The organism is Paenibacillus sedimenti, from assembly GCF_014534655.1.
GTDB lineage: Bacteria > Bacillota > Bacilli > Paenibacillales > NBRC-103111 > Paenibacillus_E > Paenibacillus_E sedimenti.
Genome location: NZ_JACVVD010000008.1, coordinates 1 through 20,563 on the forward strand (window position 1 = coordinate 1; position 20,563 = coordinate 20,563).

The 20,563-nt window shown below is 43.9% G+C and carries 22 protein-coding genes; 15 read left to right on the forward strand and 7 right to left on the reverse strand.

All coding sequences use genetic code 11. From position 1 onward, the window contains the following. From ICC18_RS20840 to ICC18_RS20855, 4 genes are all read left to right on the forward strand, one after another. Positions 1–331 (forward strand): hypothetical protein (locus ICC18_RS20840; protein ID WP_223192736.1); only part of this gene is annotated, 331 nt, incomplete at its 5' end. A 578-nt stretch (positions 332–909) separates the two neighbouring features. Then, positions 910–1,134 (forward strand): hypothetical protein, encoded by a 225-nt coding sequence (locus ICC18_RS20845; protein ID WP_188176393.1) that lies wholly within the window; start codon positions 910–912, stop codon positions 1,132–1,134. After that, the gene (locus ICC18_RS20850; RefSeq protein ID WP_188176394.1) at positions 1,106–1,426 is read left to right on the forward strand and encodes a hypothetical protein; all 321 of its coding nucleotides are present in this window, start codon (positions 1,106–1,108) and stop codon (positions 1,424–1,426) included. The genes ICC18_RS20845 and ICC18_RS20850 overlap by 29 nt, the downstream gene beginning before the upstream one ends. 112 nt (positions 1,427–1,538) lie before the next feature. Then, positions 1,539–1,856, forward strand: a complete 318-nt coding sequence (locus ICC18_RS20855) for a hypothetical protein (protein ID WP_188176395.1) — start codon at positions 1,539–1,541, stop codon at positions 1,854–1,856. An 18-nt stretch (positions 1,857–1,874) separates the two neighbouring features. Here ICC18_RS20855 and ICC18_RS20860 read toward each other — a convergent pair whose 3' ends face one another. Then, positions 1,875–3,440 (reverse strand): PAS domain-containing sensor histidine kinase, encoded by a 1,566-nt coding sequence (locus ICC18_RS20860; protein WP_188176396.1) that lies wholly within the window; start codon positions 3,438–3,440, stop codon positions 1,875–1,877. Positions 3,441–3,698: 258 nt separating this feature from the next. Here ICC18_RS20860 and ICC18_RS33870 point away from each other — a divergent pair, with 258 nt between their 5' ends. From ICC18_RS33870 to ICC18_RS20900, 8 genes are all read left to right on the forward strand, one after another. Further along, complete coding sequence (locus ICC18_RS33870) at positions 3,699–3,851, forward strand: hypothetical protein (protein WP_223192737.1); 153 nt, start codon at positions 3,699–3,701, stop codon at positions 3,849–3,851. A gap of 683 nt (positions 3,852–4,534) precedes the next feature. After that, positions 4,535–5,101: a hypothetical protein gene (locus ICC18_RS20870; protein WP_188176397.1), complete on the forward strand. Its 567-nt coding sequence runs from the start codon at positions 4,535–4,537 to the stop codon at positions 5,099–5,101. An 81-nt stretch (positions 5,102–5,182) separates the two neighbouring features. Then, positions 5,183–5,689, forward strand: a complete 507-nt coding sequence (locus ICC18_RS20875) for a hypothetical protein (protein ID WP_188176398.1) — start codon at positions 5,183–5,185, stop codon at positions 5,687–5,689. Between the two features lie 521 nt (positions 5,690–6,210). Further along, entirely contained in the window at positions 6,211–6,810 is a 600-nt protein-coding gene (locus tag ICC18_RS20880) for an SMI1/KNR4 family protein (RefSeq protein WP_188176399.1), read from the forward strand. A 250-nt stretch (positions 6,811–7,060) separates the two neighbouring features. Further along, positions 7,061–7,225: a hypothetical protein gene (locus ICC18_RS20885; RefSeq protein ID WP_188176400.1), complete on the forward strand. Its 165-nt coding sequence runs from the start codon at positions 7,061–7,063 to the stop codon at positions 7,223–7,225. 654 nt (positions 7,226–7,879) lie between these two features. After that, positions 7,880–8,803 carry an FAD-dependent oxidoreductase gene (locus tag ICC18_RS20890; protein WP_188176401.1) on the forward strand — a complete coding sequence of 308 codons (924 nt, stop codon included), beginning with the start codon at positions 7,880–7,882 and terminating at the stop codon, positions 8,801–8,803. A gap of 26 nt (positions 8,804–8,829) precedes the next feature. Further along, entirely contained in the window at positions 8,830–9,069 is a 240-nt protein-coding gene (locus tag ICC18_RS20895) for a glutaredoxin family protein (RefSeq protein WP_188176402.1), read from the forward strand. Positions 9,070–9,159: 90 nt separating this feature from the next. Further along, entirely contained in the window at positions 9,160–9,462 is a 303-nt protein-coding gene (locus tag ICC18_RS20900; RefSeq protein ID WP_188176403.1) for a hypothetical protein, read from the forward strand. Positions 9,463–9,546: 84 nt separating this feature from the next. Here the strand turns inward: ICC18_RS20900 and ICC18_RS20905 are convergent, their stop codons facing one another. After that, complete coding sequence (locus ICC18_RS20905; RefSeq protein WP_188176404.1) at positions 9,547–9,783, reverse strand: AbrB/MazE/SpoVT family DNA-binding domain-containing protein; 237 nt, start codon at positions 9,781–9,783, stop codon at positions 9,547–9,549. Positions 9,784–9,951: 168 nt separating this feature from the next. Between ICC18_RS20905 and ICC18_RS20910 the strand changes: the two genes are divergently transcribed. Next, positions 9,952–10,743 (forward strand): DUF817 domain-containing protein, encoded by a 792-nt coding sequence (locus ICC18_RS20910; RefSeq protein ID WP_188176405.1) that lies wholly within the window; start codon positions 9,952–9,954, stop codon positions 10,741–10,743. 47 nt (positions 10,744–10,790) lie between these two features. Here the strand turns inward: ICC18_RS20910 and ICC18_RS20915 are convergent, their stop codons facing one another. From ICC18_RS20915 to ICC18_RS20925, 3 genes are read right to left on the reverse strand one after another with little or no spacing between them, the layout of a single operon-like run. Then, positions 10,791–11,651, reverse strand: a complete 861-nt coding sequence (locus ICC18_RS20915) for a transglutaminase family protein (protein WP_188176406.1) — start codon at positions 11,649–11,651, stop codon at positions 10,791–10,793. Continuing rightward, positions 11,648–12,604, reverse strand: a complete 957-nt coding sequence (locus tag ICC18_RS20920) for an alpha-E domain-containing protein (protein ID WP_223192738.1) — start codon at positions 12,602–12,604, stop codon at positions 11,648–11,650. Before ICC18_RS20920 ends, ICC18_RS20915 begins: the two co-directional genes overlap by 4 nt. Before the next feature lie 30 nt (positions 12,605–12,634). Beyond that, on the reverse strand, positions 12,635–14,089 hold the full coding sequence (locus tag ICC18_RS20925; protein WP_188176407.1) for a circularly permuted type 2 ATP-grasp protein: 1,455 nt from the start codon (positions 14,087–14,089) through the stop codon (positions 12,635–12,637). 497 nt (positions 14,090–14,586) lie between these two features. Between ICC18_RS20925 and ICC18_RS20930 the strand changes: the two genes are divergently transcribed. Then, positions 14,587–15,117: a hemerythrin domain-containing protein gene (locus tag ICC18_RS20930; protein ID WP_188176408.1), complete on the forward strand. Its 531-nt coding sequence runs from the start codon at positions 14,587–14,589 to the stop codon at positions 15,115–15,117. 82 nt (positions 15,118–15,199) lie between these two features. Here ICC18_RS20930 and trhO read toward each other — a convergent pair whose 3' ends face one another. Next, entirely contained in the window at positions 15,200–16,105 is a 906-nt protein-coding gene (gene trhO / locus ICC18_RS20935) for an oxygen-dependent tRNA uridine(34) hydroxylase TrhO (RefSeq protein WP_188176409.1), read from the reverse strand. A 117-nt stretch (positions 16,106–16,222) separates the two neighbouring features. Beyond that, positions 16,223–19,975: a response regulator gene (locus ICC18_RS20940; protein ID WP_188176410.1), complete on the reverse strand. Its 3,753-nt coding sequence runs from the start codon at positions 19,973–19,975 to the stop codon at positions 16,223–16,225. Between the two features lie 224 nt (positions 19,976–20,199). On the opposite strand from ICC18_RS20940, the gene ICC18_RS20945 reads away from it, so the two are divergent. After that, a complete protein-coding gene (locus ICC18_RS20945) occupies positions 20,200–20,520 on the forward strand; it encodes an SPW repeat protein (protein ID WP_188176411.1) in 321 nt (106 codons plus the stop codon). Positions 20,521–20,563 lie beyond the last annotated feature (43 nt).

Below are 20,563 nucleotides of genomic sequence, written 5' to 3' on the forward strand. Positions count from 1 at the left end.
CGGATCTAAGGCAGGAAACTCTAACGTAGTAGATGTAACAACAGATGCAACGGTAACGCCGATCTCTGACTTGGCAAACACAAGCAAAACGGATACAACGGCAGCATTTAGTTTTACAGCGCCAACGGGAGCAACAGCAGTTAAGGTGCAACAATCTACAGATGGCGGAACAACCTGGACGGATTCCGCTACATCCGCAGCATTGGATCAAAGCTCAACAGCGGCAACTGTAACAGGCTTAACGACAGCAACTACTTTTGATTTTAAATTAGTGGTTACTGGTGGCTCTAATGCAGGAAATTCCAATGTGGTAACAGTTACAACAAATTAATATGAAGAAAATACCCTCTAAATATCTATCTTAGAGGGTATTTTCTTTTATTTTAGGTATATTGATTAATAGAAATTTTCGAATTCTATACAGTTCAATTATCTCCCAACAGAAATTAACCAACTGGCTGAAAGAAAGATGTGGTGAAAGTCAATTGAAATTATGTTTGTTGATTTTTACAATAAAAATTAATCCGGTTTGCCCTACTAATTAAGATCACAGTGAGAATATGTAACATCAAAAAAAGAAGTGTATAAAAGATTAACTTAAAGATTAGATTATATTCTCCATATGTGTAAGAAAACACTTCAAATATTAATAAATCTTATACCTAAGTCAAATGCAGTATAGGGTTTTATGTCTTATCGCGGTATCATTATGAATGGTACGTATGTTTCTCACGACTATTATCAAACACTTAATGAAGAAATTTTCTTTAGATGGAAGAACTACCTGCAAGAGATAGTGAGACAGCAATGAAATTCCTCCCCTTAGAAAAGGAATGGTCTTTCTCTATCACCAAATCTATCAATCTCTCATATACTATATGAACTCAAGAAGTAAGGGAGGTGCAATGGATGAGATTGGGGAGCTTAATGAAAAAGATAGGATCGTTTATTTTGTTTTCAGTGAGTTTTCTAGCGTTTATGTTGACTTGGCAGGTGGAGGTGTTATCACCTTTGGGGGGGATATTCATAACGGGAATCAGTCTAAGCGGTGCTATTCTTATGTGGTTGGATGCGCAAGAAAGTGTGCGCATTAGCGGTAAGCAAGATGCCGGAAGAGCAAAAACCGACCGCTGACCGACCAGCGGACAAATCCCCCCCGAAACGGTCTATTGTTCCTGGAAAATGGTTGGAAATGTTTGAGTTTAGTAAATTCATGGATAAGCTTCCACTTCAAAAGCTTTCGGCGAGAATGGCCTATTGCATGTTCTTTGATATGGTTTTGCTGTCGTTTGTTCTGGTATTAAGGGCTTTAGGGATACAAGTGAATGAGTTTCCTAACTCGTGGGATTTTCGATTTATTGTAGTAATGACCATTGTGGTGTTTTTCGTCGGACTCAGTGATATGTGGAAAGGTCGAGGGGACTAATGTGGACTGGGGTAAATGCCCATTTTCTATAGGAGTATTCACCAATTGGGCACCAGCACACATACAGTACACTAGGCAAATAAACCATATAGAAATGCGAGTGATTCCGAAGATGACGAAACCAGTAGAGCAAGAGCTACGCCCGCAAACGGGCGTTTACCATGGTGGCGGCCCAGGACCTGGACACGGCCCGGGTTATGGCTATGGTCACGGACCCTGGCATGGTCATGGCTGGTATCCGAAATATGGATATGGATTGGATGGCGTATTTCCTTGGGTGATTCCGCCCTACCTATGGAATTATCCGTATCCTCCGACTCCGCCTTATCAATATCCATACCCGCCTTACCCATACTATCCGCCATACGGTGGCGGAGTTTATCCGACAACTGGTACGATTCCAGGCGTTTATTCGACCTCTACCAAATAATTCAAATGCCAAAAAGCCTCATTGATAAGGAGGCTTTTTGTTTTCCTCATACGTTGGCAAAATGATCTCAACAATGGTTCCCAGGTTCAAACGGCTTTGGATGTTGATGCGGCCATGATGGTTTTCAATGATTCGGTAGCTGACCATGAGCCCAAGGCCCGTCCCTTTCTCCTTGGTCGTATAGAATGGCTCTCCTAGCCGAGGGATCCGGTCTTCCGGAATACCGGAACCGGTGTCGGTGAATATTAAAGCGATTTCACCATCGCCGTTTGGATGGATTTCCACAGTGATATCCCCGCCACCAGGCATCGCATCGATCGAGTTCGTCAGAATATTGATACATACTTGTTTGATTTGATTTTCATCACAAAGAATCGGAGGGACTTGCTTGTCCATTCGGCTCTGAATCGTAACGTTTTTCATCGTCGCCTGCGAATTCAGAAGGATGATGGTGTTTGCCAAAATATCTTTCAATTCCTTAGGCTGAAAATAGACGGCCTGTGGTTTGGCAATGACCAGAAATTCACTGACAATGAAGTTGATTCGTTCCAATTCGGACAGCATGATATCGTAATAGAAGTCGTGTTCGCTTGTTTTACTTTTCAGCAGTTGAACGAAGCCTTTGAGTGATGTAAGCGGATTACGAATTTCATGTGCGACGCCCGCGGCAAGCTGGCCGACCACCGAAAGCTTTTCCGACTTGATCAGCAATTCTTCGGCTCTTTTTTCCTCCGATATATCCTTGAATATGACATACACACCAGCGATATCATCATCAACGACAATAGGTACGGTAAGCAAACTGAGAGGAACGGGATGTCCAAGTTTATGAAGAAACGAAATCCGATAAATATCCGTACCACCACGCACGGCTTTCATAAAAGACTGCTGCCACTGCTCGAAAGCTTCCGGAACAATAATTTGTTTCATGGACTTCTGCATCAACTCGTCCGCCGGATAGCCGGTAATCCGCTCTGCAGCCGGGTTGACGCTGATAAAGTTGCCTTCAATATCAAAGGAACAAATCCCGTCCGGGTTGTTTTCGTAAAGCGACTTGTAACGTTGCTCACTTTGTTCCAGCAGTTTCTCAGCACGTGTACGCTCATAAATAGCTTGGATCATGGCATAGGACCGGTGGAACTGATCGTCATCATTTAACGGAATAACATCCCTTAGTTTATCTCGAAAATCGCTGCCGCGGGAGGCGCTGCTCTCCTGTTCGCTGCTAGCGATTCGGAGCATTTCCATGACATTAAGAATATGTTCCCGGTGGATCCGGGCTGCGGAAGCTGATTTTTGCCGCTGGTTATCTGGAGTGCCTAAATAAACAGTTCCTTTGACCGTATCATACTGGGTGATATAGTTCATGTTGACCAAATTGTTTTGATCGATTAAACGAAATCCGTCTTCGTACAACCATTCCTCGAAAGCATCCGGTGAATTTGAATAATAAAACACTTCATCTAAAGTATGGACGAGGTATTCGTGTTTTCGAATGAAATCCAATTTAACAACATCTTCAGAAGATATAAGTATCGTTTCCGAGCCTTTTTTTCCGTCACGTGTAACAGGAATCTTACGCATACTTTCAACTCCTGATTATTAACTCTTTGCTGTACGTTTCATTATACCTATTTCCGAGAAGAAAGGGTGTACCAAAATATACATTGGATAAAAAAATAATGGAAGTCTTTAATGGATAAAAAAATAACGGAGCTTCCGGATGTGGTACAAGGATGAGGGCCATCACTCTCATACGTATGCAGCAGCGATCTCTGCCATTGGCAGGTTACGGGACCGGTCATTACCGATCGTTCCCACGAAGGACCGAACGTTTTCCGCTTGGGCGGCTATAATTGGATGATTACAGACGAGTGGCGCGGGCAGGGCGTGTACCGTTCCGATGATCTGCAGACGTGGGAACGAAACGGCATCATTCTCGACCAGCCTGGCAGGCGTTGTTACGGTCAACCAACACACGACCACATCGAATGAGTTCGAGAGTTTGAAAGTTTGAGAAGCAGAAGCATCGGGTAGTGTTGAATGCCATGGTAAGTAATATACGTCAGATTTCAAATGAGTTTCTGGAAATATTTATTTCCAGCATATAGCACTAGATATACATGCATTTCTTCTATTATTGTGATTTTTATGTCGTGGAAAATCTCAGTTTTCTTGATTGTCGGGAATTTCTTGTCGTGAATAGTAATCTTTTTTATGATGTTGGAATTTTCATGTCGCTAATGGGTATATTTTCTTGTCGTTGTAGTACAACGACAAAAAGTTCCCTATTAAGAAGCCTTGATATATCAAGGCTTCTTAATGTTTGCGGGATTTTCTTGTCATTTTTTTTGCGACAGGAAATTACCCCAAATAAATGCTAACGACATGAAAATCCCATTATTTTGAACAACTTATATTTAATAGTATAAAGATTTTGAAAAATTGAGACTCTTCATGGGTCGGCCTATCGAATATGAATTATATTAGCTGAATGTAAAACATCGCTCGTGCCGTGATAGTGAAAAAACGAATCATACACAATGTCTTTTTAAATGATTCGATAGATATAGCACGTGCTTCATTAAGCTAACTGGCAGTATACTTCCAATGCTGTTGCATCAAAAATGATGATATACTTAATTTAACTTGAATCTATTCTTTGGGAAGTGAGATGTTTGGGAGTTAATTTCTCTGCAGCGTTTAAACATTCTTTTGATTTTAAGTCTATACAGCAGTTTAAAGAAGAACTCATTAAAGAAGTTAGGTTTCCTAAGATTGTTCAATGCATATTAGAAGTGAATGAACATAACCCTCACTTAAGAAGAGAATGGTCATTAAATCGTCAACGTATAATCGAATCAATTAACTTTGGTCCATTCGATCCAATTGTAATTGGCGGTCCTGGCGGTTTTGACTTTATATTTAATAAATATATGTGTGAATTTAATCCATGTTTTAGATGGTATAGTTTTTTAAAAAGTCCAGAATTGCAATTAGAAATTAGAAGTATATGTAAAGAAATTGCTGATTACTTTTGCTGTGACTTCGCAATATATACCGGGGATAGTTACGGTGCGTTAGATTATGTTTTTGAAGGTCATAACATGGAATATTATAAAGCTGATCTTATAAGAAGGTTTGGTGATGCAAAGGGTACATTGCAAGAACTATTAGAGAGATCTGATAAAGATAGGAAATCGGATGGCTATTACATAGATAATTTTAATGATTTGACGAACTGAGAACTGATTCAGTATGCACAAAAATGACTAAGTGACAGGGCTGCCGCGATTATCGGCGGATTTAGAGGACGTGATATTATTATGAGTTATGATATTCATATTACCAAGGCAGATCATTGGGTTGACAGCGAAAAAAATCCTATAACTGAGGAAGAGTTAGAGCGAGTATCAGACCTTTTTCATACTTATAAGGGGATTCCCTTTTTTTATCAGCAAGGCAGGATTACGGTATGCGGCGCTGACGAAAGGGTGATTGGCCTATTGATTGACATTGCAAATAGATTAGATGCTCGGGTTCAAGGGGATGAGGGCGAATACTACTGCAATGACGAAAATAAATATCCACAACCGCCTGAATGTCTGAAACAAGATTTTGGTGTATCTGAAATCAATATCCCTGATGAGCAACAAAGATTTATTGAGTCAATTGGAGTCAATGATGAGATCCAACATCCTAAATATGGAGTAGGTCAAATTATTGAGGTATTAGGTGCAGGAGCGGACAAAGAATTTGTAGTAAAGTTTTCGGATGGGGAAAGAGTAAAACGTTTACTAGCTTATTACGCAGCAATTCAACCAGTTCGTTAACCTAACGGATACAATAGTAAAATCAGGCAGACTGCCACGGCAGTCTACTTTGTCGTTGAACAAACGGGCAGCATTCCTATTATGAAGAAATACGAGGTTTGAGAAACAAAAAAGCTCCTTGGTATGATGGTTATGGATCCCAGAGCTGGCGGGCGACCGGATCCAAAAAACAAACCAAGGACATTCTACTCAAAATGAACGAATTAATCAAATCACATCTTCTGAGTACATTGGAGATCCAAAGGTGCAATCATACTTTACCACAGTAACCACAATTTACAGCAGGTGGTTTAAGTGGAGAGCTTTTTGCACCTCTGCATACCCATATATTTCTTTAGCTACAACTTAATTCCACTAAAAAGTTATCTGCTAAGAAGCAATTATGGTCTAATTCTGAGAAAACGAGAGCATTTAAGAGCTAAGTGATTCTCCATAGAGGGAGGATAACGTAGTTAAGTATAAGTAATATGTGGTAAGATATTTCCAGTAAACGTGTCTATATATGGGTGGAGTGAATAAAGATGCAGAGTAGTTTTGAAAAGGTAAAACAGAAATTATTAGAGGTAGGTATCACTAGTGAAAGTGGTATTCACTCTGATAATTTAATTATTTCATTTGAGCAGAAATATGGGTTTCACTTGCCTCAAGATTATAAAGAATTTCTTTTGACATATGGAAGAATAAACTATAACCATCAAATAAGCTATTCACAATTAACCAACATTCCAAAGCACGACGAACGAGGGAGAATGGGGTATTTTTATAACTTGCAAAATGATAATAACGATTTAATTACTAATATCGAACGCTATCTAGGGCGAATGCCTGGAAGCATGATACCATTTGCGGATATTACAGGTGGAGATCAACTTTGCATTGGAGTTACTGAGGATGTATGGGGAAAAATTTTCCTTTGGGATCATGACAAAGAACACTTCGACCCCTCAGAAGAAGAATTATGGAATAATGTTTACTTAGTAGCAAATTCATTCTCGGAGTTTATCCTAAGTTTTCAAATAGTAGAGGATGAAAATCTACCCAAGGATCTTGGTATTGTTAGTATAAAGACGACACCTGAGTTTCTAAAACTGGTTGAAAAGTTCAAAAGTAAAAAACAATAATCACGCTAATGAAGCAAGCTATTTAGCGTTTCACTTATCTATGTAGGCTTGATGAATTAAGCTAAAGGATACTATAGCGCAGGAGCTGCATTGGAGCAGCTCTTTCTTTGATTCATTAAAGTAACGGTCAGAAAAATGGAACAAAAAATGATCGGTTTCGTTTAATAAGTAAAGGGGGAGGGCAGTAATAAAAATTAAAAAAATTAAAAAAATTAAACTTATCGTAAAAATTATTGTAGGAATTTCAGTTTTGCTTATTATTGGGGGCTTTACCCATCTTGGTAAGAATATAAGGATAGAAATAGCAAAGACTCTCATTACAACTAGATACCAACAAGAAACATGGATTTTAGTTGGTAAAGATAAAAGAGATGAATTAATCAAGGAGCTTTATGATAAATACGGGATTGAATAAGTTTTATAACACGAGATTTTAACTAACGGAAACGTTAGTTAAATAAACAGCAGCGGCGGCAGCCTAAGACATTATTTTTTTCAAGTCTTATTCCGCCGCTGTTTTTTTTCAATATTATTTCAAACAACTATGTTCCTGAAAATTATATTTTACACTAAATAATGTCTAGCGAAATGGTTGTTTAAAATTCGAATTCGAATCATACACAATCTACTTTTGTATGATTCGGAAAAACCCGCTAAACCCTTGCCTGTATGGGGTTCTCCGTATTTTTAAAATTTTTTAAACCTAGCATTGAATCATACATATCGTGTTGAGTGAAATGGATATGAATGATTGAGAAAGACGAGCAAATGAGTTGTAGCAAGCTTTCGCTCAGTAACGCTGATATAAAGCCTTCGGCTACGGGAAATAGGAAAACGCTCTTGTCAAACAAAGGGTTTATTATTGGGGGATATTCATGTCGCTGAATGATGCCTTTGTAATGATTGTTGGTATTTTGTTGTCGCTAATTTAATTATAATAATTATAAAAAAGCATTGACTTTAAACTTCATTTATTTATAATAATTATTATCTGATATGAATTCTCAGTGGACATGCATTACTCGTTCTTGAGAATGAACTTGTATGAAAAGGGGAGTGTCGAGCACCTATGTATGATGTCATCATTGTTGGAGCGGGGCCTGCCGGAGCATCGGCAGCGATATATACAGCAAGAGGAAATTTAAAGACGCTCGTCATTGATAAAGCTCCCAATACAGGAGCACTGGCGATTACGCACAAAATAGCGAACTATCCTGGCGTCATTGGCGAGCTATCCGGCAAAGAATTGCTGGACACGATGCGCGAACAGGCTAAGGGTTTCGGAGCAGAGTTCATTCAAACGACCATTACGGCGGTTGATGTGGAAGGCGATACGAAGTATGTTTTTACAGCCGACGGAATCTATGAAGGAAAGTCTATCATTATTGCCACGGGCTCAAAAGGCCGCAACCGGATGCTTCCGGGCGAGGAGAATTTATTAGGGCGTGGAGTGAGCACGTGTGCTACGTGCGATGGCGCCTTTTTCGAAGGGAAAACGGTTGCTGTGATCGGCGATTCCGAGGAAGCGTTGGAGGAAGCTCATGCGCTCACGAAGTTTACGGAGAAGATATATTTCGTTGTACCGCGGCCGGAGCTGCAGGGGGTACACCATGTGCCGGAGCTTCCGAATACTGAGCTTCTCTATAAAACAAAAGCGTTGGAAGTCGTTGGCGAGCAGCACGTGCAGGGACTGAAAATTCGCACGGCATCCGGCGGTGAAGAGGTTCTGGCGGTAGACGGGGTGTTCATTTTCTTATCCGGCAGCAAGCCAGGAACGGATTTCCTTCAGGATCAAGTTCCGCTGGACGAGGAAGGGTTCATGGTACTTGACAGCTCTATGCAATCTCCGGTACTAGGCGTGTTCGGCGCTGGAGAAGTCAGACGAACACCGGTCAAACAAGCCGTAGTTGCCGCCGCTGACGGTGCGATTGCCGCGATGGCGGTCGACAAGTTTATTAATAAGCGGTCGCAATTGATCCCGCAGTACAAATAATTATTTCATAGAGGAGATGAATTTCAATGTCTAATGTAGTTGTTTATTCCAGCACAAATTGTCCTTATTGCCAGCAATTGAAAAAGTATTTGACCGAGCAAAATGTCGCTTACGAAGAAAGAAACATTGATCTGAACGATCAGTTCGGCCAAGAGCTTCATGATATGGGGCTGATGTCTTTGCCGGTGACGGTTATTGGCGAGCACAAAATTTTAGGTCTCAACGTAACGAAATTGAAAAAAGCACTGGCCGAAATCGCCAGCTAAAAAGAAAAAGCCTCAACTGACTCTCTCACCGGTTGAGGCTTTTATGTTTTTATATGGCGGTTTGCAGTATAATAAGAGCGATTTATTATTTTGGCGGACAGAGAGGTCGAAAGCGGCATGTGGCAATCCATATCGGACAAGCTATTTATGGGGTCTTTAATATTACTGATGATTTCCGTGATCATAAGCGGAATTGGCTTTCAGTTTATAAATTGGCGTACGCAGGTTACAGATGAAACGGACGGGGAAACGCAAGGGAGCAGCTCGAGAAAGAAAGCCGTCATCGAGCGTCAGGACAAGAGCTTGCGAAGAGTATACCGTTCATACTTGTTTTGGATTGCAGTCAGTGGCATTTTGATCTCGATCGGACTTTCTTATATACCGCAACGTTAAAGTCAAAACAAAAATAAGCCTCTATCCTTTATGAGCTGCTATCCGAGCAGTTCCAAGGAACAGAGGCTTTTTCATTCATAGAGGCTATACGATCTCCTCGATGCAGGTATTGCAAACGAGCTTTCCTTTGAAATAGGTCATATTATCAAAATTGCCGCAAAATACGCAGGCTGGATTGTACTTTTTGAGCGTAATGCGCTCCGGATCCACATAAACCTCAATCGCGTCCCCAATTTCAATACGCAATGTGCGCCGCAGCTCAATAGGGAGTACGATTCGACCTAGTTCGTCTACTTTTCTTACGATTCCCGTCGATTTCATCCGTTTTACCTCCTTATTCATTCCAAATGGTCGAACATAATCTTATTCCATACATAATATTCCACATATGAACTCCAATCCCTTTTATTTACTTTAAACAACCTCAATAAAAAGAAGCTATAATGGACTTGGGTATTAGTCACCATAGTATCAATAGGAGGTTCATTCATGCATGCCATTCGTCAATTGTTCCGGTTTGCTTATTTAGAAGCACTTTCGTGCTTGTTTCCGGCTCTCATCTTTCTTACATTAGCCGTTCTTAAAGTTGTTCACGTGCCGTACATACCAAGATATGACTTGATCCTGCTTGTTTGCATCGCTATTCAGATTTTCATGCTTTGGAGCAAGCTGGAGACTTGGGATGAGCTTAAAGTGATTTGTCTGTTCCATGTCATTGGTTTGGGATTAGAGTTGTTTAAGGTGCATATGGGGTCGTGGCAATATCCTCAGGAGGCTTGGACCAAAATCGGAGGTGTGCCGCTATACAGCGGATTTATGTATGCAAGTGTGGCGAGTTATTTATGTCAGGCGTGGCGAAGATTGCAGGTCCGTCTTGAAGGCTGGCCGCGGTCGTTATGGACGATTCCGCTTGGGGCGGCAATCTACCTGAATTTCATGACGCATCACTACATCTATGATTTCAGATGGGTGTTAACCTTGCTGCTCTTCGTTCTTTACTTCCGCACTTGGGTCCATTTTAAAGTCGGAAAGGAGCAGTACCGCATGCCGCTGATCGCTTCCTTTCTGTTAATCGGCTTCTTCATCTGGATTGCCGAGAATATCGCAACGCTGCTTGGCGCATGGCAATATCCGAATCAAGAAGCGGGATGGAGCTTGGTATCGATCGGAAAAATCAGTTCATGGTCATTGCTTGTGATAGTCAGCTTTATGATTGTGGGGCAGCTTAAACATGTCAAGGAAACTCAATCGCACCATACGGATTTCAGTATAAAAGGATGAAAAAAGGAAGCCAAGCTCGACTTTGGAACAAGCGGCTTGGCTTTCACCTATTCAATCAAACGAACGTCAACGAACACCTCAAGCTCTTGCTCGCCGGTCCCCCGATAAACGCCCTTGACGGGCACGATATCGTTATAATCCCGGCCGTGCCCCAACTTGACATAGCGCCAATTGACTTCGCAATTGTTCGTCGGATCGTAGCCGAACCAGCCGCTTCCGGGGATGAGACACTCTACCCAGGCATGGGAGGCTTGGGTGAAATCCGCGCTGCCTCCCTGCAGATCGCCGACGAAATGGTAGCCGCTCACATAACGGGCGGGGATGCCCTTGTCGCGGCAGATTGCGATCATGAAGTGTGAGTAGTCCTGGCAGACACCGCGCTTGATCTGCAGCATTTCGCCAACCGTGGTCTGAACGGAGGTGGCCATGGGATCATATGTGAAATCCCGGTGGATGGTCTTGCAAATATGATTTAGCAACTCATGCATATTTAGATCACCATCAGGAATCGCATCCGCGTACGCCTTGAGTTCAGGCGTCAGTTCGGTATAAGCTGTGGGTAGCAAATACTCGGCATATTGATTTTGAAAAGCATCGCTGAGCCTCAACGATTTCTCCTCATATGGTGAAGCTTCAGAGGAAGGGATGTTATCGTTGTCGTGGGTTACGACGGTTGACACCATTTTGATTGTTAGTTCACGGTGTTGTTTATTGACGGTAAACGCATGAACACGATTATGGAAGAAATCCTCATACGTAAACAAGGAGGAAACCGGCTCGGTCACGATGGCGTGATGGTAGCAGGACTGGCGGTAGTTCGTACGGGGCGTCAATCGAATTTCATTGACACTGTCCTTCACCGAATCCTCGTAGGCGTAGCGTGTAATATGCGTGATCTCGAGCTTCATGCGCTAACCTCCTCCCGCGAGGGAAAAAAGATTTTGGACATGCGCAAGCCCATATGGCTGCAAGATTCTAGAAGCGCATGCAGGGTCATTTCGAGCTTGCCGGACAAAATATCGTCATCATCCATACAGGCGAGGTTGGCCTTTACTTTGCCGGCCAGCTTGGCAAGCTTTTGCACGGCCTCGTTCAAATCCGGTTCGTCCTCCTCAATCGAGCGGAGCGAGCTTTCCAGCGCGCTGAACGAGTAACTGACGGAGCGGGGAAACGACTCGCTGAGCATAAGGAATTTAACGATATGACCCAGGCTTACCGTATCTGCATATTGCCGGCGGAAAGCTTCATAACCGCTCACCGATTTCAGCACGGAAAGCATGAGCGGATACGAGCAAAGTTCTTCTCGGGCATAATCATTGCACAGCGATTGCAGCAAGCGGAGCAGATTTTCGGCACGTTCCAGATAACGTCCGGTCTCGACGAAAAACCATTCATTCTCCCTCGGCATGACTGAGGTGGCCGCACCTTGAAACATAGACAACGAGTCGCGAATAAATCGGAAGAAGAGATGGGGGGAGTCCGTGGTAATATCGCGGACTTCTTTTTCTTTTAGCCACAAATACAAGCCGTTGAGAATATCCCAGAGCTCTCCGGGCATTTTTTCCCGAATGTTGCGGAGGTTGGTCCTGGCATGGTTCGTGCAGGCTAGCAGCGAATTCGAATTGTTTTTGTCGAGCGTAATATACTGCAGAACGTGCTGCTCGGTGAAACTGCCGTATTGCTCTGCGAACACGGTGCGATCACCGATCGTATCGATTAATCGGCTCCAGGACTGACCGCCGCTCTCTTTTTCCTCGCGGATGTGGTAATACACATCGATTAAACGTGCGTGGTTTTCCGTTCGTTCCGCATACCGACCGATCCAGAATAAAGCTTCCGCTGTACGACCCATCATAACCATATTCCGCTTGCCTCCTTGATTCTATTCTTCTTAACTAATGACCCAAGTATCTTTGCACCCTCCGCCTTGCGAGGAGTTCACGACAAGCGATCCTTCCTTGAGAGCGACACGCGTAAGCCCGCCGGGGATCACCTGCGTCTTCTCGCCTGTAATGACAAAAGCGCGAAGATCGATATGGCGTGGCGCCATTCGTCCGTCAAGCATAACAGGAGCTCGCGACAGCTGAATGGTAGGCTGTGCGATATAACGATCTGGATTTGCAATAATTTTTTGTGCAAAATCTTCGATCTCCTGCTCCGTTGCGGAAGGGCCGATCAGCATGCCGTAGCCTCCGGACAGCGAGGTCTCTTTGACGACCATTTCACCTAAGCGCCCAAGCACATGTTCCCTCTCCTCAGGTCTGGAAAGCACATAGGTAGGGACATTGTTCAAAATGGGCTCCTCATTGCAATAGTAACGAATCATCTCCGGCACATAGGCATAAATGGCTTTGTCGTCGGCGACACCTGTCCCGGGTGCATTCACGATATTGACATTGCCGGCACGGTAGGCGTTCATAATGCCGGCAACGCCTAGCATCGAGGTCGGATTGAAGGCAAGCGGGTCAAGGAAATCATCGTCGATCCTTCGATAAATGACGTCAATCTGGCGGAGACCGTTGATGCCGCGGATATAAACCTTATGATCGATGACCGTCAAATCATGGCCTTCCACCAATTCGATGCCCATTTGCTGGGCAAGGAACGTATGTTCGAAATAGGCGGAGTTGTAGCAGCCTGGCGTTAATAAACCAATGACGGGGTCGGGTTTGCCGGAAGGGCTCAGCCTTCGTAAGGCGGACAGAAATACATTCAAGCTTTGCTCAATATCCTGGATCGTATGACTGAAGACGAGTTCAGGGAATAAATGCGTCATGATCGAACGGCTTTTGTACAAGTAGGAGAAGCCGGAGGGTGAGCGAAGATTATCTTCCAGTACGAAGTATTCACCCTGTTCATTGCGAATCAAGTCGATGCCTGAAACGGTAATATATACATCATTAGGTACGGATAAACGCATCATTTCGGGCCGAAAATAGCGGTTTGACAGCACCATTTTACGAGGGATAATGCCTTCTTTCAAAATTTCCTGGTTGTGATAAATATCTTTGATAAACATATTAAGCGCTTTGACGCGCTGGTGGAGTCCGCGCTCAAGCCGCAGCCACTCTTCTTTCGGGATGATGCGAGGTATAGGATCAAATGGAATGGTTCGTTCTAAAGCCTCTGCTTGATCGGGGCTGTACAAGGTGAATGTGATGCCTTCTTCCATCATTCGTTTCATGGTGGCGGACTGGCGTTTATTCAGGTTGCCTGCTTTCATAGCCATAAACTGGCGATATACATTCTGATAATGCGTTCTGACCGTGTAGGAGCTCATAAACATTTCGTCAAAATAAGGACTGGGATCATACGGGGTGGAGACCAGATTAACAGGTTTGGACATCGCAGCTCCCTGGTTTCATGAGTTTGCATTCGGAAGCAGCGGTTGATCGTGGGCCCGAAGCAGAAACCAGGCCTCCTTTCCGATCTAAGTTCTTTTTGATGATAACAAATCTCACATGAACGTGTGGAAAATACTAACTTTATTTCATTTTAGATATTTCAGAAAATTATGTCAATATATCTTACTTAAATTATTGAATAAGTTCAGTTTGTGTTTTGTACGATATCACAAAAAAATCTGTATATTTTGTAAATTTATCTTGCTTTGTGCCGAAAACACCTATAAATTGTTGAATAATAAATGTTATATAAAATAACACATGATGTGATTGCAATGGGGGGTTGGGTCCATGTGAAGGAAGATATGGAGCATATTTTTGAAGGGATCGCCCATACGCGAACGCAAATCCTTTTCATTTCCTTCGCATGTAGGTCTACCTGTAGCGCATATATTGATAACGTTGCGTACAGTAAACTGATAACAAAGGAGGAAGTCGAATGGAATACCGTTTGAGCATTCAATCGAATAGGGAGTATGCTGAATGGGGGATACCCTTCCCGGCGATCGTGGAGCGATGGAAGGAAGAGCATCGGCAGATGCGGAATCAGCTGGCAGATATCCGAATGACAGCTGTATCCCTGTTCTCCCTTGAGGATTGCTCAATAGGGATGTGCAGGCTCATTGAGCTGCAGGATCGCATTCTTTCACTAATAGAAGAGTTGGAGCAGCATTCCGAGTGGGAAGAACAGGAGCTGTTTCCAAGGCTGCATACCTACCTTCATCCGACCACGGCACTCTCCATTTCGCGCTCGATTACGGTTTTAGAACAAGATCATGATTTGGCCAAAAGGGTCGTCCAATCTTATGTGGATGGCGTGAATGGAATGAAAGTGCCGATAGATTTGGAATTTCTGCAGCTGATGACCTCAGAGTTAGTAACTGCCTGCCTCATTTTGCTCAAACATATTACGCTGGAAGAAGAGCTTGTATATCCGCTGACAGATCAAATTGTGAACAATTTGGCTTGACGAGATCAAAAAAAGAGGTTTCTCCAAAGTCGGCAGGACTTAAAGAGAACCCTCTTTTTTCATATTTTATTCCGCGGATTACTCATGCTTCCAGGCGGGCTAGCGTTGCTTCCTCGCATTCTTTGGAGCAGAAGCGGTTATGCTCCTCCTCACATTCCTCGCAGCAAATATGCTGCAAGTGGCAGTAGTCGTTCGCGCAGTTGATGTAGCGGTCTTCCGGTTTGCCGCAATGGTAGCAATGTCCGACGATGACATCTTCATCCGTACGGTTGATCGGCACGGAAATCCGCTCATCGAAGACGTAGCATTTGCCGTCGAACAGGCGGCCCTGTACCTCGGGATCTTTGCCATACGTAACAATCCCGCCATCGAGTTGGTACACTTCCTTGAAACCTTCCTTCAGCAGGAAACCGGACAGCTTCTCGCAGCGGATACCGCCCGTGCAGTAAGTAAGAATAGGCTTATCCTTATATTCTTGCAGGTTATTGCGAATCCACTCAGGGAATTCTTTGGTCGACTCGACTTCAGGACGAATGGCGCCGCGGAAATGGCCGATATCGAATTCGTAATTGTTGCGGCCATCGAGCACAATGACATCTTCCTGCTGCAGCTTCTCATAGAATTCCTTCGGCTTCAAATGGGTACCCGTCAAGTCGTTCGGGTTCACGTCCTCTTCAAGACGGAACGTAACGAGCTCTTTTTTGGGACGGACAAAAATTTTCTGGAACGCGTGCTTCTCGCTCTCATCTATTTTGAAGACCATGTCCTTGAAAAGCGGAATTTGGCGCATCATGCTCATGTAGGCCTCGGTTTGTCGGGCTGTGCCGGAGAGGGTACCGTTAATGCCCTCGGGCGCAATGAGAATGCGTCCTTTGACGCCGAGCTTTTTGCAATAAGCCAAATGTTCTTTGGCCAAAGCTTCCGGGTTATCGACCGTCACAAATTTATAATACAACAATATGCGATATGGAGAATCTGCTGCTGTCATAAATGTTAACCACCTATTATAGGGATCTTTGAGCGCAGCTCAAAGTCTCACCTTTCTCGATTAAATTGCAAACTGGATTGTTGCATAAGCATATAGTGACATAAATCGGCACAACTTTCAATCAAACGGCCGTTTTTCAATGGTGTGAAAAACTTCCTGCAATGCGTCCGCAACAGCCTGCAGCTTGGGGTGAAGCATAGCCGGGCCAGTATCTTCGGGTGATTCAAGTGCGCTCGTAAGTGTCTCTTCCAATATCGTCGCTGACTTATAAACCCGGCCCGCCGACAGGTTGCTTGAAGCCCCGCGCAGCGTGTGCGTGAAATGAATGGCTCCCGAATAGTTTTCAAGCGCAATTAAGCTCTCCAGATGTTCGATGGCATCTGCATATTGCTCGTAAAACTTGCGGAGCATTTGATCATACAGAACGGATTTGCCGCCAAATCGAACTAGCGCTTGTTCAATATCGAGTCCATGAACCTTCGCTTTGCTCTCTTCTTGCAAATACCGGTCTACAACCTCGAATAAACGCTCCGGAATAATCGGCTTAGATACAGTATCGTTCATACCAGCCCTCATGCAAGCTTTGCGCTGCTCCAAAGTGGAGTCTGCCGTAACGGCTATGATAGGGATATGTCGCCACGCGGGATTTTGGCGTATTCGCATCGTGGTCTCAATTCCATCCAGCTCAGGCATATGAATATCCATCAAAATCAAGTCATAAGACTCGTTCTGTAACCGATTCAATGCTTCGAAACCGTTTACTGCAACATCGACTAAACAATTGTCGTTCTCCAATAGCGATCGGGCGACGGTCTGATTAACTTCATTATCTTCAACAAGCAGTATCCGATGCGTTCTTTTGAATTCCGCCCTTTGGCTCATTGTCAGCTTCGCGGCTGCGCCCGTTTCGGGCCTATTCGTCAGCTCCTTCAATGTCTGATAAAGCACTCTGGATGAGATCGGCTTGACCATGATGGCGTCAGGCGCCTTATTACGGGGGAACCGCTCCAGCGCATCCCGTCCCGGCAGTGTTGTGCATATAATAGTAAGGATCTGTCTATTAACGCAATGATGCAACATATCCAGCCATACCTCTTCACCATACATATCGGGAGCTTCCATATCGAGCAAAAGAACATCGAAGGGTTCAATCTCCGTTCTCTCACGTGCCTCTTTCCATGAATATACCCCCGCTGCTTGATCGCACATGCTGTGCAGGTGGCGGACAAGCACATGATGCAAAGTCGGATGATCCTCAACAACCAGCGCCCGGAGGGGGAGTTTCTTTATGTGGGTCAGGGGTGCTCCCGATATCGTGAAAGGGATGGAGATCCGAAATTCGCTGCCAAGGTTTGGAGCACTCCATACCTCAATCGTACCGTTCATATTCTCAATCAAATTTTTGGATATAACAAGTCCAAGACCCGTTCCTCCATATTTCCGGCTGGTCGAACCATCCACTTGAACAAAAGGTTGGAACAGCTGCGCCAGTTGATCCTCACGCATGCCGAGGCCTGTATCAATAATGCTGATGGCGAGCCGGACTTCCTCTCCGCTCATTTGCTCGACTTCTACACGAAGCGTTATCGTGCCTTGCTCCGTAAATTTAACCGCATTGCTCGTCAGATTCAGCAGCACCTGATACATGCGGAGCGGATCGCCAATCAAAGACAGCGGTACATCTTCATTGATCTGGCAAACAAAGTCAATCGGCTTGTGGCCAAGCAGCACGCTGAGCGTCTCGCTGACACGATCAATGGTTTCATCCAACTCGAAAGCGACATGCTCAATGGTCAGCTTGTTCGCATCCAGCTTGGAGAAGTCCAGAATATCATTGATGATTTTAGCAAGAGATTGCGAGGAAGCCGATATTTTATTCATATAATCTTTCTGCAGAGGCGTCATGCTTGTTCGCTCCATCAAGTACGATAGCCCGATGATCCCATTGAGCGGCGTTCTGATTTCGTGACTCATCCTGGCAAGGAAAATGCCTTTGGCCAGATTCGCTTCATCTGCTTCCTGTTTGGCGTGGATGAGCTCCTCCTTCACGCGCACCTGATCCGTAATATCTCTGGAAATGGCTGAATAGTAGCATTCTCCACCGTCTGCAGGGCAATGAGGGACAATCGTCAGTGAAGTGAAAATCTTTCTGTTGTCCTTGGTCGTTACCTCTGCCTCGAATTCCCAGAAGCCTTGCTCGGTTGCGATAGCCAGCCCCTCATCCAAGTTGCTGTCGCTATGAAAATCAACAATATTGCTGAAATGTTCGTATTCCGTCTGTTGATCGACGAGACCGACGAATCGTCTAGCCATATGATTCATATAGAAGATGTTTCCGTCTTTATTGAAAGTAATAATCGAATCATGTGCATTTTCTACAATGGATAACAACCGCTCTTTCGTCTCCATGCTTTCTTTGATACCACTGATATCGCGGGCAATAAATACATAGCCTTTCAGGCCGCCGTCAGGATGTGTAATGATGCTGGCGTTGGCCTGCACAAAGATCCGGCCCCCCTCTTTATGATGCCAGATCCACTCTGTATCCTCTTTGAGGTGACGAATGGTTCGTATCACAAGAGCCGTACAGTCTGCGGGAATGTTCTCTTGAAGTTCCGCTGAATATTGAGCGGCTCGCTGGTTCAACTGCTCAGGATCCGACCAAAGCAAGGGGGTGGCTTTCTTATATACTTCAGCGTAGGTATACCCCAACATTTCTTCAGCGCGCCTATTGAAATGATTCACTGTAAACAAAGGATCTGTAACGATCATGGCATATTGATTATGATGAATGAAAGCATTAAACGGTTCAAAAAGCTCTCGTAAATTCTCTATCATCCCGTTCACAGAGTGGGCTAGCGCACCGAGCTCATCATTGCTATTGAAGGTAAGGGGCTTCATATAGAAGTCTCCATCGGCGACGGCTTCCGTGACCTGGAGAATCTGCTGAATACGTGTGATGAACATGGAATTGGAAGCCCAATAAATGAGTCCCGACAATACAAGCTCGGTCAGTATCAGAAGGCCGACTGTGGACCATAGCAATGGGCTCGTTGGAGCTTCAAAAGCAGCTACAGGCGTTAAATAAGCAAGGTACCAATCCGATTGCGGTATGCGGGCATAAAACATATGTACCCGTTGGCCGTCGTAAACATCGTTAATGATTCCCGAGTCTTTCGTGATCGCCTCGTTAAATTTAGGCGCAAAATCCGGATATTTCGTAAGAATATTCGACAATAGCGTCTCTGAAGGATCGGTATTATTGAGCATGAGTCCTTCTTTGTTAATAATGAACGTTTTATAGAATTCGCTAGGCGGGTGGAGGTGCCGGCGAAATGTTTGATCCGCATCCATGGAAATAACAATAATGCTGGTAATGACATTATTTTCATTAAAGACAGGTGCGGAAATGGAAAACAAATACTTGTTGGTCACTCTCCCAAAACGAGGATCGGAAATAAAGGTTTTGCCAAGCAAAGCCTCCTCGAATCGGCGAGTCCCCGAGATATCCAGCGATTGACCTGATGTTAAGGTTAGCCGGCCCGTTAGATCGGCAACGCCCATGTTGTAAAAACGTCCGGCTCCTGTTTTCATTTCTCCTCTCAAAAAATCCAGCTGCTCAGCCATCGACCCCTTTTTCATCACGCTGGTGCGACTAATCAACTCTACTTCCGCTAAACGAATGGACAAAAAATCGTGCAAATTTCGGGCTGAATTGATGACGGATGAAATCGATTGGTCTTCCATTTGGCGGATGAGTTTATTTTTGGAGAGCATATAATTCGCAGTACCTACAAGTGAAAGTGAAATGGAGGTAATTAGAATAAGAGTTGCCAGCAATTTAAAGCGCAAAGATGAATTTTTGAGCATCAAGCAGCCTCCGGGTATCATGAAGTTATTAGAGAAATTCATAGGTTTATAACGTTTATATCGGATAACTCTAACATCTGTCCATTACAATTAATCCCAATAGATGAAATGAGTATGCGACAGAGTTCGAATATTCATTCGAATTGGTGGGCCTTTTATATGAACACATTATTGGAAGCGTTTGCATATACTATAACATCCAGTAGTTGGGAGGTGGAATGGGGATGACCTTCAAAAATCTATTATCCGCATGTCTAGGTGTCTGGTTCCTAGTGACCCCATGGGTTTTCGGCTTTGCTGATCAAACGAATGCTTTGCTTGCCTGCGGCATCCTTGGCGGTTTGCAGTTCATATGCTCGTTGCTGGCTCTTGGCAAATCAGGCAAGAAAGTATGGCAGAACTGGGTCTGCTTTTTCATTGGTGCGGTGTACATTGTGCTTCCGAATCTTTATCATTGGGACATGATGGAATTTTTTGTATTTGTCGGGTTGGGCTTTTTGACGATGCTTGTGAATTACTCTAATTTGTATTCGGATATGAATTGATGGCATGTAGACCATCATGCTTAAAATTTTGAACCTAAGAATT